We start from the raw sequence: 16,557 nt of genomic DNA, 5'->3' as shown, positions 1-16,557 counted from the left end.
TTCCTCCAACGGACGTTCTCGCGCCACCGAACACCGCCGGCGTCCACCCGCCACCGAACACCGTTGGCGTTCTCGCGACGACCAAGGTATCGCGATCACCATGTCGAGTGCTCGTTCTATCTGTCCCGACCATCGCGGCCCACGAAACCGGAACAGTGACGAGTCGAGTGAGGAGATTGGAGAAAGGAGTGAGGAGATGGGAGGCAGTTCGAAAGGAAGGAAGCCACAGGAGTCTCCTCTCTCCTTTCGCGGTTCTCCTCGCTCTTTCCCCCTTTCTTCAAGGGAGGGGAACGGCCCAAAAGAATAGATCTTGCGTCACGTCGACACGTCTTCCAACACGGACGCCGCCCCCGACGACTCTTGCAACGGCAACGCCGTTGAAGAACACAGCCCAAGGTCGCGCAGCGCACCTTGGGTCACCAAACACGATTCATTCCAAACCCCGAAGCGGGTTTGACCGCCTTCCCGACCCAACCTCGACACCCGCGTCACGTCGACACGCCTTCCAACACGGACGCCGCCGACGACGACTCTTGCAACGGCAACGCCGTTGAAGAACACAGCCCAAGGTCGCGCAGCGCACCTTGGGTCACCAAGCACGATTCCTTCCAAACCCCGAAGCGGGTTTGACCGCCTTCCCGACCCAACCTCGACACCCCCGTCACGTCGACAGCGTCTTCCAACACGGACGCCGCCCCCGACGACTCTTGCAACGGCAACGCCGTTGAAGAACACAGCCCAAGGTCGCGCAGCGCACCTTGGGTCACCAAGCACGATTCCTTCCAAACCCCGAAGCGGGTTTGACCGCCTTCCCGACCCAACCTCGACACCCGCGAAGCGTCGACACGTCTTCCAACACGGACGCCGCCGACGACGACTCTTGCAACGGCAACGCCGTTGAAGAACACAGCCCAAGGTCGCGCAGCGCACCTTGGGTCACCAAGCACGATTCCTTCCAAACCCCGAAGCGGGCTTGACCGCCTTCCCGACCCAACCTCGACACCCCCGTCACGTCGACAGCGTCGAAGATCGCGGATGGGCACGACCGGTGGGGAGCGCGCGGGTGGAGATGCGAGGACTCGACTACTCTTCTTCCTCGAGATCGAAGAAGGAGTCGACTAAGCCCTCGTCCAAGGGGGATTCGAGGAGGGTCGCCGACGAGCCCGAAAGCCCGATCCATCGGCCGCGGATGCCGACGTCGCCCGTCAGTCCGAATTGGACGCTCGACGAGTTGAGCGACGAGAAGGAGTAGGTGATGCTCGACGAGCGGTAGAGCCCCCGCTGGTCGATTTCTCCCTCGACCCACTGGCCGAGTAGCGGGGCGTCCCCCGCGACGCCGAAGACACTGGGGTTCATCGTCACCGTCTCGGTGACCGAGGTGTTCCCCGCGGTGAGCTGGGTGATGTCGATGTCGGCGATGAAGATGAAGCCGTCGGTCTGGTAGCCGATCTGGTCGCCGAAGTAGTCCTCGATGACGTGACCGACCGCCGGCAAGATCGGCCCGCTATCCGGATCGGCCTGCCCCGATCCGTAGGTGATGTTGCGAATGTTGCTCGCGGTGATGGTGCCACGCTGGCCGGTGTTGAGGACCGGGATGTCGATCGCGACGTAGGTCGCCAGCTCGGCGCGATAGAGACCGATATCGTCGACTTGGTCGCCGTCCCAGTCGCCGATGAGCACCTGATCGGTGTCGAGTCCGATCCTGACGCTGACATAGGCGGCCGAATCGAACGCGTTGATCGAGGAGGTGTTGATGAAGAAGGTCTCGCCGCGCCGGATGCCGACGTTGGGGATGCCGTTGCCGGTGAAGTCGCCGACATAGCCCTGATCGCCGGCGTTGCCGAAGGTGATCGTGAAGAACTCACGGCTGTTGAAGTCGGTCAGCTCGCTGGTATTGAAGGCGAACTCGGCGGTGTCGGGGCGGAAGATGCCGATGCCGTCGGTGGTCGAAGGGGTGAGCCGTTCCTGGAGCGACTCGAACGAGAGCGCGGGACGGAGCCACTTCTTCCTCCTCGGTTGCTCGCTGAGGGCGGCTCGTAGCCGTCGCGTCATCTGACGAAGCAGGCCGAGCGTGCGAGGAGCGGGCTGACGGTTGAACGACACGTTGCGGACCTCCGGATGCGTCAATCAGGGTGCGTCGTCGGCCCAGCGCGGCAGGTGACGTGGTCGCCCCGCGATCGTCCGACATCGTTCTCGTCGGCCTTCCCGTCGCTCGCACGCCGCTCATTTTGCGAGTTTCTTTCGCATCGTCGCGGGGGCGATGCCTCAAAAACGCTTCGTTGATTCCGCCGCGCAATACCGTTAAGGGTCACGCGAAAGGGCCATGACGATCGGGGTGAGTTTGCCGATCGCCGCGATCGCGCGCTCGTCGCCTCCGGCAATCTCCCCTGGCACCACTCCAGCCACGTCGATAGACTCGCGCCTGTCGTCCGACGCACGGCGAACGACCACCGCGCCCCCGGCCCCTTGGAGCGAGCCCGACCTCTATGTCATTGTCCGGATTCAACAAAGTCATTCGCGGCACCAAGCGTCTCGCCCAAGTCGTCCGGGTCCTCGCCAAGCACGGCTTCCGCAAGCTGATCGTCGATTCGGGACTGCACCGGGAACTCCCCGTCGGCAAGGAATTGCTCCAGGGGGAAGTCGAACAGGAGATCGCTTCGAGCCAGCCGACCGAACGGCGCGTCCGTCTGGTCCTTGAGGAACTGGGCCCCACCTTCATCAAGCTCGGCCAGGTCCTCAGCACACGACCCGACCTGGTTCCGCCCCGACTCGCCGAGGAGTTCAAGCACCTCCAGGGGGACTGCCCCAAGCTCGAGTTCGCCCTCATCGGCGAACGCCTCGACGAGGAACTCGGCCCCAAACGCGACGAACTCTTCGCGTCGATCGAGGAGCAACCCCTCGCCGCGGGCTCGATGGCGCAAACCCACCGCGCCCTGCTTCGCACCGGCGAGCGCGTCATCCTCAAGGTCCTGCGCCCCGGGATTCACGACATCCTCGCCGCCGACATGGACGTCCTCTCGGAGATCGCCCGCTTCACCGAAAGCCACTTCCGGGACATGGGCTACAGCCCGACCCAAGTCGTTCGGGAGTTCACTCGCGAACTGCATCGCGAGGTCGACCTCGTCCACGAGGGCAAGTCGACCGATCGGCTCGCGGAGTACTTTCGCGACGATCCCGACGTCCACTTTCCCAAAGTCCATTGGGAAGCGACCACCAAGAACCTCCTCACCCTCGAGGAGATCGACGGCACCCTGCTCTCGCGACTGACGCCCGAGACCCTCACGCGCCAGGAGCGCCGCCGCTGCGTCGAGATCGGCACCGACGCCGTCTTCAAACAGTGCCTGCAGTTCGGCTTCTTCCACGCCGACCCGCACCCGGGGAACATCTTCGTCCTGCCCGGCGGCCGGATCGCCTTCATCGATTGCGGCATGACCGGCCGCATCGAGAAGAAGACGATGTACCAGCTCGCCGATCTGGTCGCCGGAGTCGTGACCGGGAACCTCGAAGGCGTGATCCGCACGACGATCGCCCTGGCCGACACCGACCCGTCGCTGCACGAGAGTCGTCCCTTCCGCGAGGACACCTGGGAGTTCATCTCCCGCTTCGACGGCGCGACCTTCGAAACGCTCGACATGCCGGGCCTGTTGAACGACTTCTTCGGCCTGCTTCGCGAGTACCGGATCCAGTGCCCCAGCGACATCGTTTTTCTCATCAAGGCGATGACGACGATCCAGGGGGTCGGGCGTCAAGTCGATCCGAGCTTCGACGCGATGAGCCACCTACGCCCGCACGTCGAACGACTGATGAAGCAACGCTACGGCTTCGCCGCCCAACGCGAGCGATTGCAACGAAGCATCCTGGGTTATGTGGAACTCTTGGAGGAGATACCCAACGACATCCGGGCACTGGTGGCGCGGCTGCGGCGCCGGGAATTCAGCATCAGCGTCGAGCACAAGGGACTCGAGCGCCTCAACGACGACACCATCGAGCGGGCCGCGCGCAACGTCGCGTTCGCGCTGGTGATCTCCGGCTTGACGATCGGCTCGTCGATCCTCATTCTCGCCGACGAATTGGCCAACGCCTCTCGACTCTTGACGCGAATTGGGTTCACTGGACTCATCGGGGCGGGCGTGTTGATCGCGGTCTTTTTGGCCTCCAACCTGCGGCGATCCCTCTAGCAGACCGTTGCTTTAAGCAGGCTGCCAGAAACAAGCGACTATTGATGGAGTCTTGGACATGATTTACTCCCTGATCGAAGTCAGCGCCAACGACGAGTACCGCAAGTCGACCATCGAGCGACTTCGGGCGCTGCGTCATCGCGTCCTCGCCGCCGAGGGTTGTCGAGGTTTCGAGATTCTCGCCGACGCCGAGTTCGATCAAGCCGGCGTCGTGCCGGTGCGCCCCGACGTCATCACGATTCTGCTGAGGTGGGAGAGCCTGCATCACTACGCGGCCTTTCGCACCTCGCCCTTGGTCTTGGAGTTCGTCAATCAGAACGCCCAGTACCATCACGGCGCCTCGATCCGCGTGCTCAAACCGGAGGAGTAGGCATCGAGACAACCCCGCCGGGGTGGCGATGTCCATTGGTTCGTTACCTAGGGTGCGCTACGCGCCACTTGGCCCCTTCGGCATAAGCCCCAGAGCGAGTTCCCCCGTTGAGTGTTCGCGGAGGTCAGCCGATGCCGCCGTCATGACGGAGACCAATGGCGTGAGTGGCACATGCGTCACATGACGTCTCGTCAACCGTTCGTGCGGAATCTTACTGAATCAAAGACGACTACCGCATGCCAACGGCCAGCGTGGGCACGGCACCCGAGAAACGTTCTCGCCATCCAAACGGTGACGTTCTCTCGGTTCGAACGGCAACGCCGTTCTCTGATGAAGCCCAGGGTCGCGCTTCGCGCACCCTGGGTTACGGGTTGGACAAAGGTGTTCCGAACGGCAACGCCGTGCTCTAATGAAACCCAGAATCGCGCCACGCGCACCCTGGTTGACGGTTGATCGAAAGCAATAACTCGTTGATCGTTTCGCCGGCTACGATTGGTCGAGTTGCGAACGGTAGGTCTTCGCCTTGGTGCGGGCGACGGCGGCTTCGTTCTCCAAGCCGAGCTGCGAGAGCAGCCGTTCCAGATCCTCGTACGAGACCGAAAGCAACGCGGCGATCCGCCGATTGCCCGGATCCCGCTGCCATAACTGCGTCAGACGGGCGATCGAACCCTCGAGCGTGCTCCGCGACTCCATCAGCCGGCCGAGTTCGCGTTGCGCCCGCGCGAGGTCGAGCTGGAACTTGCTCGCCCAGAGCCGATACGCGGTCGCCTGCGGAAATCGCTCCGCCAACGTCATCTGAAGTTCATAGGCCTTGCGAAAACAATCCTCGACCTGGATCAATCGTTCGCGTTTGACCTCGTCGTCGGCGGTGCTCGAACGTTGTTCGATCACGCTGCCCAACTTGTAGTAGAGGTGGACGAGCGCGAGGGAGCAATCGAGCGAGTGGGGATCCTGGCTGACGAGATCTTCGCCGATCGCCAGGGCCCGACGGAGATTCGCCTCGGCGCGGGCGTAGTGCTCCGGCCGCAGCGACGCCCCGAAGACATTGAGCTCCGACAGCGTCTCCATCAACTGATGCCGGCTGTTGACGTCGTTCTTATCTTCCTTGATGAGCTGTTCGAAGATCTCGACCGCCCGCTTCTCCGCGGCGATGTCCTCGTCGGTCCGAAGTGAATACCGATCAGCGGCTAGCTCCCGAAGACAAACGCCCAACAGAGACCGCGCGGCGCGAAACTGGGGATGGTCGTCGACGAGACGCTCAAGGACCGCGACGGCGTTCTCGAGATGCTTGCGGTCCTGACCACGAGGAAACGTGACTTCCTCTTCGGCGTCGAGCGCGTCCGTCACGGGAAAGACCGCCTCGTCGGGCGGCGGACTGAATGGCCCCATTCCCGGCCGTAGCCGAGAGCCGAGTAGATAGTGCGTCCGCGCCACCTCGTAGTTGAGTTCCTTGGTCGGCGTCGTCGTGGCCATCGCTTGCCCCAGTTCCTCGAGCGCCGTCTCGTGAACTTGCCGCGCCTCCTCGGTTCGCTGCAAGCGACGGAGAACGTCGCCCATGTCATTGCGAATGCGAGCCACTTCGAGTTTGGGATCGTCCAGGGCATCGCTGGTCGCCGCGAGCGTTTGATACTTGCCGATCGCGTCGCGGTAGGCTTCCAGCGCCGCGTCGAACTGTCCGAGCGACTGCTGAATGCGCCCGACCCGACGCCGAGCGATCGCCGGCCGAGCCCCGATCGACGCGTCGCGAATCTCCTCCTGGGAGAGTTGGTCGTAGAAGCTCAGCAGTTCCTCGAGCAGGGCCGCGTCGGCGGAGGAGACGGCCCCCCCTTGGTTGCCGGCGAGCGTGGTCGCCCCCTCGATCTCCGTCGCTCCCGCCCCTCGGGACGGATGAAAACGCTCGAAGATCTTATCGAGGGTCGTCGAAGCGATCTGGGCGGAGGTTTCGGCCTTGATGCGGTGTTGAGCTTCGCGATCGAGCGACTGTTGCAGCGCGACCACCCCGAGCGCCGTCACGAGTCCGAACGCGAGTGAGAGCCCAAGCGTCGTCGTCGAGAGGGCCGCGACCGTCGGCGACTGTTTCATCCATCGGCCGATCCGTTCCACCGTCGAATAGCTGCGTGAGGAGACCTGACGATCCTCGAGAAAACGCCGCAAGTCGTCGGCCAAGTCGCTGGCGCGCTGATACCGATCCTCCGGCTCCAGCGTCATCGCCTTCTCGACGATCGTCGCGAGGTCCTTCGGGATTCCCCGGCGAGTTTGATGGAGCGGTTCGCACTTGCCGGTGCGGATTCGTTCGACCATCTCCCGCCAAGGCGTTCGCGCCTTCTGGTCGAACGCCGGCTTGCGCGAGAGGAGTTCGTAAAGCGTCACCCCCAGGCTGTAGACGTCGCTGCGGGGATCGACGAAGCCGTCGAGCCGTTCGGGTGCGATGTAGCGAAGGGTTCCGACAATCTCCCCGGTGACGCTGATTGAATCGCCGTGCAGCGACTTGGCCAAGCCGAAGTCGGTGATCCAAACGTTGCCCCGGCGATCGAGCATGATGTTGCCGGGCTTGATGTCCCGGTGCAGCGTCCCTTGGTCGTGGGCGTACTGAAGGGCTTGGGCGATCTGCAAACCGATGCGCGCGACGTAGCGGTCGTCCTCGATCGGGTACGACGCGGGCGTCAGGTGTTCCTCGGAAGTCAAGTCGATGTCATCGCCGTCGAAGGTATCGACCATCGCCGGGATGGGTTGGGTCGGAAGCTTGCCCGAGGAGGGAGCGACCCGTTCGGCGAGGGGACGATCCTCGTCGAGTAGCGCGTCGAGCGTCACGCCATCGATGAGCTGCATCACGTAGTAGCAGCAGTCCTCGCGGCGACCGGAGTAGTGGACCGGGACGATGTTGGTATGGTGAAGATTGGCGGCGGCGCGGGCTTCCCGGCGGAAACGGCGCACCGCTTTGGAGTCGGCGGTGCCGACGATGGGAAGCACCTTGACGGCGACGCGACGGCGCAGCGAAGCCTGATGGGCTTCGTAGACCACGCCCATGCCACCACGACCAATCTCACGGATGACGCGCAGGTCGCCCAATCGCTCAAGCTGCGCCAGTTTCTTGGTTCGATGGCGCGAGACCTCGAGGCTTTCTTTCTTCTTGGTGCGAATCCCCTCCATCGCCTCGATGGTCGGAAAGAGTTCGCGGATCTCGTACGCCAAGTCGGGGTGTCGGTTGACGTACTCGTCGATCGTGACCCGCTCTCCCTTGCGTTTGCGTTCGATGAACTCGGCGGCCAATTCCTCCAAGGGATCGCGCGGCGCGTCCTCGTCGATCTCGCGTTCCTCGACGAGTGGTTCGTCTTCGTCCGACTTGCCCACGACGTTGGACCCCTCACGCGATCGCCCGACGTTGGCCGACGTCGACGTTCGTCTGGTTGTTGGTTTGGCGGCTACGTTTCATCGAAGAAGCCGGGGAAGCGTTTGAGCACTCCCTTGAGCCTGCCAATGGCCCGAATGTAGCGGATACTCGCCGCCTTCGGTTCGATGTTGAGCACTTCGGCCACTTCGCTGTTGGTCAACTCCTCGAGATGACGCAGCGAGAGCACCTCGCGATCGATGGGGTTCATCTGTTCGAGGGCCTCCTCGAGCAGCCCGGTCAACTCGGCCTTGATCGCCGCTTGGCTCGGCGAGGTGAGTTGGCCGACGAACATGCCCACGATCGAGAGGGACGAGGCGGCGGCTTGCCTGCCACCGCGAATCGAGACTTCTCGACCGGCGTCGCGTTTCTTCGACCCGAGATGGCGTCGATGAACATCGCACAACGTTTGACCCACGATCAAGCGTAGCCAAACGAAGAACGACATCGACGGGTCGTTCAAGTAGTGGTGAAGACGGGAGATCGCGTTGATACACGACTCTTGAAGAATGTCGTCTTCGTCCACCCGGGGTTTGATCCGTCGGTCCATTCTTAAGTGGACCGTCATGGCCAGTCGTTGTCGGTGGCGTGCGAAGAACTCGGCGACGGCTTCCGCCCCCCGCGTCCTTAGTGCCTCAATGACTTCGACCGATTCCGCCTCTTCAGTCAACAATCGTTACCCCCTGGGTTCTACAACGGACCGGAACTTCCAGAATCTACGTCTCGCTTCCGCCTCGCGAGAAAGAATCCACCACAATTTTCGCCCCCGCCATGTAGACGTCGACACAACCCCGCGTTTCCACCTCCATGGGGAGTCGTCACAAACGCTCTTTGCTGTTCGCTGGGGCAAGAAACCGCTCGGGCTGCGGTTCCTCCCCAAACCCGTCACGTCCCTCGTATTCTTCGTAGTCTCACAGAGGAAGGAGACATTCATGTCGATGCGTTTCTCGCCGCAACGGCGAATTCGTTCGTTGGTCGCTCCGAAGAGCCGCCTGATTAGCTGTGAACCACTCGAGGATCGTTTCGTCCTCACCACCGGCACCGTGAGTGCCGCCGAGGTGCTCGGGATGACCGACGCGCTGCTTTCGGCGGACCTTTTCGCCGAGTACCGCACGATTGACGGCACCGGCAACAACCTTTCCAACCCTGACTGGGGCTCCACGGGCATCCAGCTTATCCGCATCTCCGACGCCGAGTACGCCGACGGCGTTTCCGAACCGGCCGGCGAGGACCGAGTCAGCGCTCGGGAAATCAGCAACGCGGTCGCTTCGCAAGAGACCTCCATCGTCAACGATCGCTACCTGACCGACTTCATCTGGCAGTGGGGACAGTTCATCGACCACGACATCGACCTCACCGGTGGTGGCGAACTGGAAGAGGAATTCAACATCGACGTTCCCGCCGGGGACTTCTTCTTCGATCCCACCGGGACCGGCGAGCAGGTCATCGAACTGACTCGCTCTATCTTTGATACGTCAACCGGCACCGATTCCTCGAACCCGCGTGAGCAGATCAACGAAATCACCGCGTTGATCGACGGCTCGATGGTCTACGGATCCGATGAGGAAACCGCCGCGGCGCTGCGGTCATTCGAGGGCGGAAAGCTCCGCGTCACCGAGAGTGAAAACGGCGATCTGCTGCCCATCGGCGAAAGTGGCTCCTTCGAGGCGGGCGACGTCCGCGCCAACGAACAGATCGCCCTGACGTCGATGCACACACTCTTCGTCCGCGAACACAACTGGTGGGCCGATCAGCTCGCCGCCGAGCATCCCGAGTGGACCGACGAGGAACTCTACCAACAGGCTCGTTCGATCGTCGTCGCGGAAATCCAGTCGATCACATACAACGAGTTCCTTCCGGCCCTGCTCGGCTACGACGCGATCGACGACTATGAAGGGTACGACCCGAGCGTCGATCCGAGTATCGCCAATGAGTTCTCCACCGCCGCGTACCGGATTGGGCACACGATGCTCTCGCCGGAGCTCCAGCGACTGAACAACGACGGCACCGAGGCCGAGGAGGGCTCGATCGCGCTTCAGAACGCGTTCTTCACGCCCAGCGAAGTGATCGACAACGGCATCGACTCGCTCCTGCTCGGACTGGCCAGCCAGCAAGCCCAAGAGATCGACAACCAAGTGATCGACGATGTCCGCAACTTCCTCTTCGGACCTCCCGGAGCGGGCGGCTTCGACCTGGCGTCGCTGAACATCCAGCGTGGCCGCGATCATGGCTTGGCCGACTACAACCAGATGCGCGAGGACTACGGCCTCGAACGCGTCACCAGTTTCGCCGACATCAGCTCCGACCCGAACGTTCAAGCGAACCTCGCGTCGGTCTACGACAGTGTCGACGACATCGACGCGTGGGTCGGCATGCTCGCCGAGGACCATCTCCCCGGATCGAGCATGGGCGAACTCGCCTCGACGGTCATCTCCGACCAGTTCGAGCGTATTCGCGACGGCGATCGCTTCTACTACGAGAACGTCTTCTCCGGGGAGGCACTCGCCGAAATCGAGAGCACCAAGCTCTCGGACATCATCAAACGCAACACCTCGATCACCAACATCCAGGACAACGTCTTCTACGATTCCTCGGTCCTGTACTACAAGGCCGACGGCAACACTTCCGCCGAGATGACGGTGGTGATCGACGAGACCGAAGTCCGGATCATCGACCAGCGGACCGGTCAGGTGCTCGAGAGCCGCGCGATCGAGGACGTCAGCCAAGTCCACCTGGTCGGTACCGACCTGGAACAGAACCGCTTCACGATCGACACTTCGCAAGCCGAGATGACCCTCCCCGGCGGGATCGTCATTGCCGGAACCGAGGGCGAGCGTGATGTCGTCACCGTCCGCGGCTCGCGGGATGTCGACGAGGTCGTGATCGACTCGGGCGTCCTCACCATCAACGGCGAAGTCGTCCAAATGTCCGACGTCGACGTCTTGCGTCTCGGCGTTCAGAACCAGGACAACGTCGAGATCGTCGATGCCGACGGGGTGGAAGTCGTCACCATCAACCAGCGTCGTCCCGGTGGCGGTCGCGATGACGGCCGAGATGGCGGACGCGATCGCGACGGTCGAGATGGTCGCGGCGGCGGAGGCCCCGGCGGTCCCGGTGCTCAAGTCGCCGACAACAACGACGGTGGCGGTCGAAGAGATCGCAACGGCGGCGGCGGTCAACAAGATCCCCGTGCCGTCGACATGTTCTTCGAAGGGATGATGGGCTAGATCGCCTCGTCATCCCACCGGCGTCCGTTGGCGGGTGCCCGCTCCGACACTCGCCGACGCCGCCGGGGTTTCATGAGAACGCGAAGCCGCGGTGGGTCGGGGGCCAACGGAAACTTTTCGACATGACTGCGCACGTCGGAAAGAATCTGCCCGACCCGCCGCGTTTTATCGCTGTCGCCATGATGACAGCCACTCATGCTTCCATCAAGTCGCGCCCCGTCGACCGTCAGCCCCATCCGCCGACCAAGGAGATCACCGGGATGAGTTCGCTACGCTACGCTCTCGCCGCATGCTCGCTGCTGCTTGTCGCCACGAGCGTCCTCGCTCACCCCGGTCCCGGCGGCCATCAACATGGTCAGGCCCATCGCGATCAGGACAACGAAGTCAGCATCGTCACTCGCGGCAACTACCGCTACATCACCGCCAACGGCATTCCCGATCACCAACACGGTCGCTTTCCCAACCGCGGCAATCCCAACAGGATCGCGCCGCAGCGCTACACGTTTCGGGTTCCGCTCCAACCGCGAATGAACGAGGAGTTTCGTTCGGCGATGGGCCAACCCTTCGGCGTCGCTCTCAACGGAGTTCCCTTCGACCCGGGAACCGCGGAGTTCTGGAACCGCGATCGTCGCTCGGGGTGGAACTACGAAGCGCTCTCGGGAAAGATCAACCTCGGCCTCGACGCGAGCAACGCTCATGTCCAGCCGACGGGAGCCTATCACTACCACGGCATGCCGACGGGCCTGATCGCCAAGCTCGGCGACGAGAAGAAAATGGTTCTGGTCGGTTACGCCGCGGATGGCTTCCCGATCTACGCTCTCCATGGACATGCCGAGCCCAACGACGCAGAGAGCGATGTCGTCCGCTTGCGCTCGAGCTATCGCTTGAAGAAAGGATCGCGTCCGGGTGGCCGCGGCGGTCCAGGCGGGCGCTATGACGGGACCTTCGTCCAGGACTGGGAGTTCGTCCCTGGCGCCGGGGATCTCGACGAAGCCAACGGCCGGGTCGGCGTCACGCCGGAGTATCCCGAAGGGACGTACTACTACGTGGTCACCAACGAGTTTCCGTTCATTCCGAGACTCTACCGAGGGACACCCGACGAGAGTTTCGCTCGACGGGGGCCGGGTCGAGGTCCGGGCTCCGGTGGGCGTCGAGGTCGTCGTCCACCTCCGTTTGGCGGTCCCGGCGTCCAAGGACGCGGAGGGCGACCGGGGCCGCCGGGCGGATTTCCCCCACCCTCCGAACGCGATCGCTAGCCGCCACCGCGCTCCGCCTCGTCCCGTCGCAACGCATCGCCATCGGGACGCGGCAGCTTCGTTTTCGATCAATAAAGGCCCCGTTTCCCGCCAAGAAGCCCCCGATTCGAGCGAGTTTCTCTCCAAAGTCGTCAGAAAAGCGTCCATTTCGCGCCGAAACGGCGCCAAAACATCACTCGAATTCTCGACTTTCCCCTCGCCTTCCCGATTGGGGAAAGTTAATATTTTCGTCAGCAGTAGAGTTCGGTTCGTTGACGCACGTCTTTCTTTCGACGAAACGGAGAACTGTCGTGACTTCATCTCGCCGCTCCCCATCCATTCGTCGCCCGAGGCGCAAATCGCGCCGCCTCCTTCGAATTGGAGCCGGTATCGCTCAGTTCGTTCTCTTCGTCGCGGTCGCTTGCGCGATGCTCGCGGGACCGAGCGAAGCGACCCTTCGCCAGGGCGAGGAACTCTTCGTTCACGAGTGGCAACCGAACGATCCCTTGGCACGCAACGGCGACGGGCTCGGGCCGGTCTTCAACGCCAAGAGTTGCGTCGAGTGCCATTTCCAAGGAGGCGTCGGCGGCGCCGGCCCCAACAAGCACAACGTCACCGCCTATGAAATTCTACCCACCGCCCAGCGGCCCCAACGGCTCTCCGGCGTGATCCACGCCTCGGCCACCGATGTCTCGTACCGCGAAACGACCGAACAACTGCGGTCGCTCTTCCCCGTCGAGCCCGGCGGCCCGATCCGAGTCAACTGCGCGACGATCACGCCCGACTTCGACCCGCTGCGAATGACCGAGATCAACACCCCGCCCCTCTTCGGGCTTGGGCTGATCGACAACATCAACAGTTTCACGGTCCAAGGGCATCACTTCTCCAAGGCCATCAAGAAGATCGGCAGTGAACTGCAACTCGAGTTCGACGCGGTCTCGGTCGGGACCCCGCGCATTCTCGATGACGGCCGGTTCGGTCGCTTCGGCTGGAAGGGCCAGTTCGCCAACTTGGAAGAGTTCGTCGCCGCCGCGTGCGCGATGGAGCTTGGCCTTTCGAACCCACTCAAGCGACAGCCGGTCCCGGGCAAGCCCAACGAGAGCGATACGGCTCGCTTGGACATGGATCGCCAGCAACTTCGCTCGCTGGTCGCGTTCGTCAGGCACCTGCCCCGCCCCGAACAAGTGATGCCCGAGGACACGGCCGAACGGCAGATCATCGAACGGGGTGAGCATCTCTTCACCTCGATCGGATGCGCTCAATGCCATACCCCGACCTTGGGCGGCATCGAGGGACTATACAGCGATCTGTCGCTCCACCGCCTGACCGAGCCCGACAATGCGAGCTACCGCGAGCCGGTCCCGCGCGATCCGATCGGTCCCGATCGTCATCCGAGCGCGGACGAGTGGAAGACGCCCCCGCTTTGGGGCGTGGCCGACTCGGCCCCGTACTTTCATGACGGCGGCAGCCCAACGCTCGAGAGCGCGATCCACCGTCATGCGGGCGCCTCGCGGAAGGTGACGGAGCAGTACAAACAGCTCGAGAAGGAAGATCGCGTCGCGCTGATCAAGTTCCTAAAGAGCCTGCGGGCTCCGGTGATGCCAGCCGTGGGCGAGGGAACACTCGTCCTCAAGCCCCAGTAGCGGCCAGCATCCCGAACCATAAGTGATCGCGCCGGCGTTTTAAAGGGCTACTCCGGAAGTGATTGGCACATCGTAAGTGTGTCGGTGCACGGCTGGCAACACGGGAAAGTTAAGGGATGGTTTTCACGCCTATACTCTCCTCTTCCGCCATTCCAACATACATGCACCGCGACGAACATTCACAGGGAACGAGACCCGACAATCGGCGTGAGTGCCTCCCCTTGATATCTCGACCTCGATCGATGTAGACTCTCAGACACCAGGGACGGGCACACTAGATGGAAGGGAAGCAACCGATGGCCGAAAAGCCGAAAGAACCAAAGAATCCGCCTCCAGAACCTCCAGCTCAATCACAACCTGCTGTCCCAAATTGGGGACAACGTTCGGGCTCTTTGCCGGGAGAGCGAAGGGCGTTCAGTACGCTACAAGAATTCATTTCGAAGGAAGCGGATTGACGGAAGATTCTTTTGCCCAGAGCACGTAGAGCGTGACCAGCAAAGGAATGATTAGCGATACCACCGCCACGAAGTACCATCTTGTGGCGCGTTTCAGAAGCTTCGCTTTCTCCTCGGATGCGAGGGCCGTTCCCACGCACAGCAAGTGCAACTCGAACACGAGGTGGGCTCTCGGGGCATCCTTTCGATCATCTTCCTCAACATACCGCTTCGCTTCCAGGACGTCGGGGAGGTAAGGGGTGTTCCTTGGCTCAAGTGAGCGAATAGTGCTTCGGATTCCGAGAACGAGCGCACAGATGGGAACGAGGAATGCCGCTCCAGCGGAAACCGACAGTTGCGCAGCTGCTACCCCTCCCGCAACCGTGGTCAGCAAGGAACCGAGCCCAAGCGATTGGAGCATGCTGTTCGCCTTGTCATCCAGCCTGTCGAATCTTTCGACTTGTCTGGAGTAGGCGTTGAGTCCGTAGTCGTAGACCCACTCGTATTCTTCTCCATCAGCATTGAGCTTGAACGCCTCGCGTTTTTGCACTTCTCGGCCGTACTCCTTGCTCGTCGCAACGTCAAGAACACCAAACAACCGATCGTCGTACGCCTTCAGCAATTTCGTGCACACCTCATATGCACAACGACAAGATCGCCCCATGTCACGCCAGACAGTTCGTGCAGCCAAGTCGTATCTCTCCCCGACCAAATCGCTGGGTCACTCCTCGTGACAGACGAAATGTTGCCAGTGTCGTCACTGATCGTGACGTCGCCAGTTCCCTTCCTCGTCGTAGTTCAGGCTTTGGTTGCGACCTGTGGCTTGCCAGAGTGCATCAAAGACAGGTCGCAGGATGTGATCCAAGTTCTGCGACGACTCCTCAATGATCACATCCGGAAGCAAGAGAAAGTCTCGGTCAATTCCTGGCGAAGCACCTCGACTGAAGGCAGCGCTTACCGTCATGTTGAATCCCTTCACGTTGAGGAACGAGAGGAGCAAAACAAGCGGTGGGTCTATCCCGATTTCGCTCAGCATTCTCTCTGACGCCTCAACCGCATCCAGAACTGACTTTTCCATCCGTCCAGAATCGATCATTCTGTCGTGCCCAGCAATATCGTTCACATCGACCATTTCGATGCATCCATCTCGAAATATCTGGGAATAGTTGGCCTCCAAATCGGAAGCCCCCGTAGTCAGAAGGAATCCATCAAGATTTGGACGGCGCTTGCTGGCAACGCTTCCAAGTGAAGGGGGAATAGGCCGCGAGCTGATGAATCGCTTAATGTCAACGCTCGTGGTGTCAGAAAAAGTCGAGATCGGAACGATATGGAGGACAACTGAGGGATCGCCGCACTCAGCTACATGCGTCTCGCCTGCAATGATCCTCGCCAACCGGTCATCGCGAAACCGACGAATACGCTCAGCCAAGTCGGCCGATCGAGTGAACGCGGACCGAAGCTCGACAACGTCTAGTTCGCACTTTCCGCTAGATGTCCTCAAATGGAATTTCGAGCTCGCTATGACTCTGTGTGGACCTATCCAGCTCTTACCGACACGGATGACAAGAACGGCCCCCGAGGCAAACCCGTCGACGAATCGAGGTTCTGCGATTGGCACGCGTGGCTCGATGGTATGTCGAAGGATCTGTTGGATGCGTAGAAGTTCTTGGTCAACGTTGATGTCGGGGAGACCCACCACCGAGTCTGCCAAACCCGTATTCTTCCCGTTCTCTTGCTTCTCCACGATCCCAAAGATGATGTCCCCGCCCCGCGCGTTCGCGAACGACGAAACATCGGCAGCGAACTCCTTTCGTTGATCCCTTGTGTCCAACTCCAATGCTTGCTTGTACTCGAGCGTTGGCCCTTCCGGCACCTCGTTGTCGATGAGTCCCTGGATGTCCGATGCGGTGATGTCGTCGAGCCGTTTGTCGGAGAGCATAGACCTACCCTTGTTACTTCAGAGTCAATCCAATCCTTTGCAGATGTGACAATAACGACGCGCCATGGAACGAACAAGACCCCGATGACATGCCGTCACCATCCGCCAGCACTGCGAGTCTGAATGCATGAAACGTCGGTCAT

Annotated in this window: 10 protein-coding genes; 5 read left to right on the top strand and 5 right to left on the bottom strand. The window is 61.7% G+C overall.

The features are described from left to right. Positions 1-1,083 precede the first annotated feature (1,083 nt). Positions 1,084-2,103, bottom strand: a complete 1,020-nt coding sequence (locus Pan216_RS10275) for a hypothetical protein (RefSeq protein ID WP_145257907.1) — start codon at positions 2,101-2,103, stop codon at positions 1,084-1,086. A gap of 383 nt (positions 2,104-2,486) precedes the next feature. On the opposite strand from Pan216_RS10275, the gene Pan216_RS10270 reads away from it, so the two are divergent. Both Pan216_RS10270 and Pan216_RS10265 read left to right on the top strand, forming a co-directional pair. Beyond that, positions 2,487-4,178: an ABC1 kinase family protein gene (locus Pan216_RS10270; protein ID WP_145257906.1), complete on the top strand. Its 1,692-nt coding sequence runs from the start codon at positions 2,487-2,489 to the stop codon at positions 4,176-4,178. 58 nt (positions 4,179-4,236) lie between these two features. Further along, the gene (locus Pan216_RS10265; RefSeq protein ID WP_145257905.1) at positions 4,237-4,548 is read left to right on the top strand and encodes a putative quinol monooxygenase; all 312 of its coding nucleotides are present in this window, start codon (positions 4,237-4,239) and stop codon (positions 4,546-4,548) included. A 486-nt stretch (positions 4,549-5,034) separates the two neighbouring features. Here the strand turns inward: Pan216_RS10265 and Pan216_RS10260 are convergent, their stop codons facing one another. Together Pan216_RS10260 and Pan216_RS10255 are read right to left on the bottom strand one after the other, a co-directional pair. Continuing rightward, positions 5,035-7,899 carry a serine/threonine-protein kinase gene (locus Pan216_RS10260; protein ID WP_145257904.1) on the bottom strand — a complete coding sequence of 955 codons (2,865 nt, stop codon included), beginning with the start codon at positions 7,897-7,899 and terminating at the stop codon, positions 5,035-5,037. A gap of 71 nt (positions 7,900-7,970) precedes the next feature. After that, positions 7,971-8,606, bottom strand: coding sequence for a sigma-70 family RNA polymerase sigma factor (locus tag Pan216_RS10255; RefSeq protein ID WP_145257903.1), 636 nt, complete (start codon positions 8,604-8,606; stop codon positions 7,971-7,973). A 262-nt stretch (positions 8,607-8,868) separates the two neighbouring features. On the opposite strand from Pan216_RS10255, the gene Pan216_RS10250 reads away from it, so the two are divergent. From Pan216_RS10250 to Pan216_RS10240, 3 genes are all read left to right on the top strand, one after another. Next, positions 8,869-11,163, top strand: a complete 2,295-nt coding sequence (locus Pan216_RS10250) for a peroxidase family protein (RefSeq protein ID WP_419193484.1) — start codon at positions 8,869-8,871, stop codon at positions 11,161-11,163. Between the two features lie 122 nt (positions 11,164-11,285). Continuing rightward, positions 11,286-12,419, top strand: coding sequence for a YHYH protein (locus Pan216_RS10245; RefSeq protein WP_419193483.1), 1,134 nt, complete (start codon positions 11,286-11,288; stop codon positions 12,417-12,419). Positions 12,420-12,709: 290 nt separating this feature from the next. Further along, a complete protein-coding gene (locus tag Pan216_RS10240) occupies positions 12,710-14,041 on the top strand; it encodes a di-heme oxidoredictase family protein (protein ID WP_145257902.1) in 1,332 nt (443 codons plus the stop codon). Between the two features lie 432 nt (positions 14,042-14,473). On the opposite strand, the gene Pan216_RS10235 is transcribed toward Pan216_RS10240, so the two are convergent. Together Pan216_RS10235 and Pan216_RS10230 are read right to left on the bottom strand one after the other, a co-directional pair. Next, positions 14,474-15,097, bottom strand: a complete 624-nt coding sequence (locus Pan216_RS10235) for a hypothetical protein (protein WP_145257901.1) — start codon at positions 15,095-15,097, stop codon at positions 14,474-14,476. Positions 15,098-15,232: 135 nt separating this feature from the next. Next, positions 15,233-16,414, bottom strand: coding sequence for an AlbA family DNA-binding domain-containing protein (locus tag Pan216_RS10230; RefSeq protein WP_145257900.1), 1,182 nt, complete (start codon positions 16,412-16,414; stop codon positions 15,233-15,235). Between the last annotated feature and the right edge of the window lie 143 nt (positions 16,415-16,557).

It is taken from the genome of Kolteria novifilia (genome assembly GCA_007748055.1).
Classification (GTDB): domain Bacteria; phylum Planctomycetota; class Planctomycetia; order Kolteriales; family Kolteriaceae; genus Kolteria; species Kolteria novifilia.
Note: the sequence above shows the minus strand (reverse complement) of the source record. Positions and strands in the feature narration are given on the sequence as shown.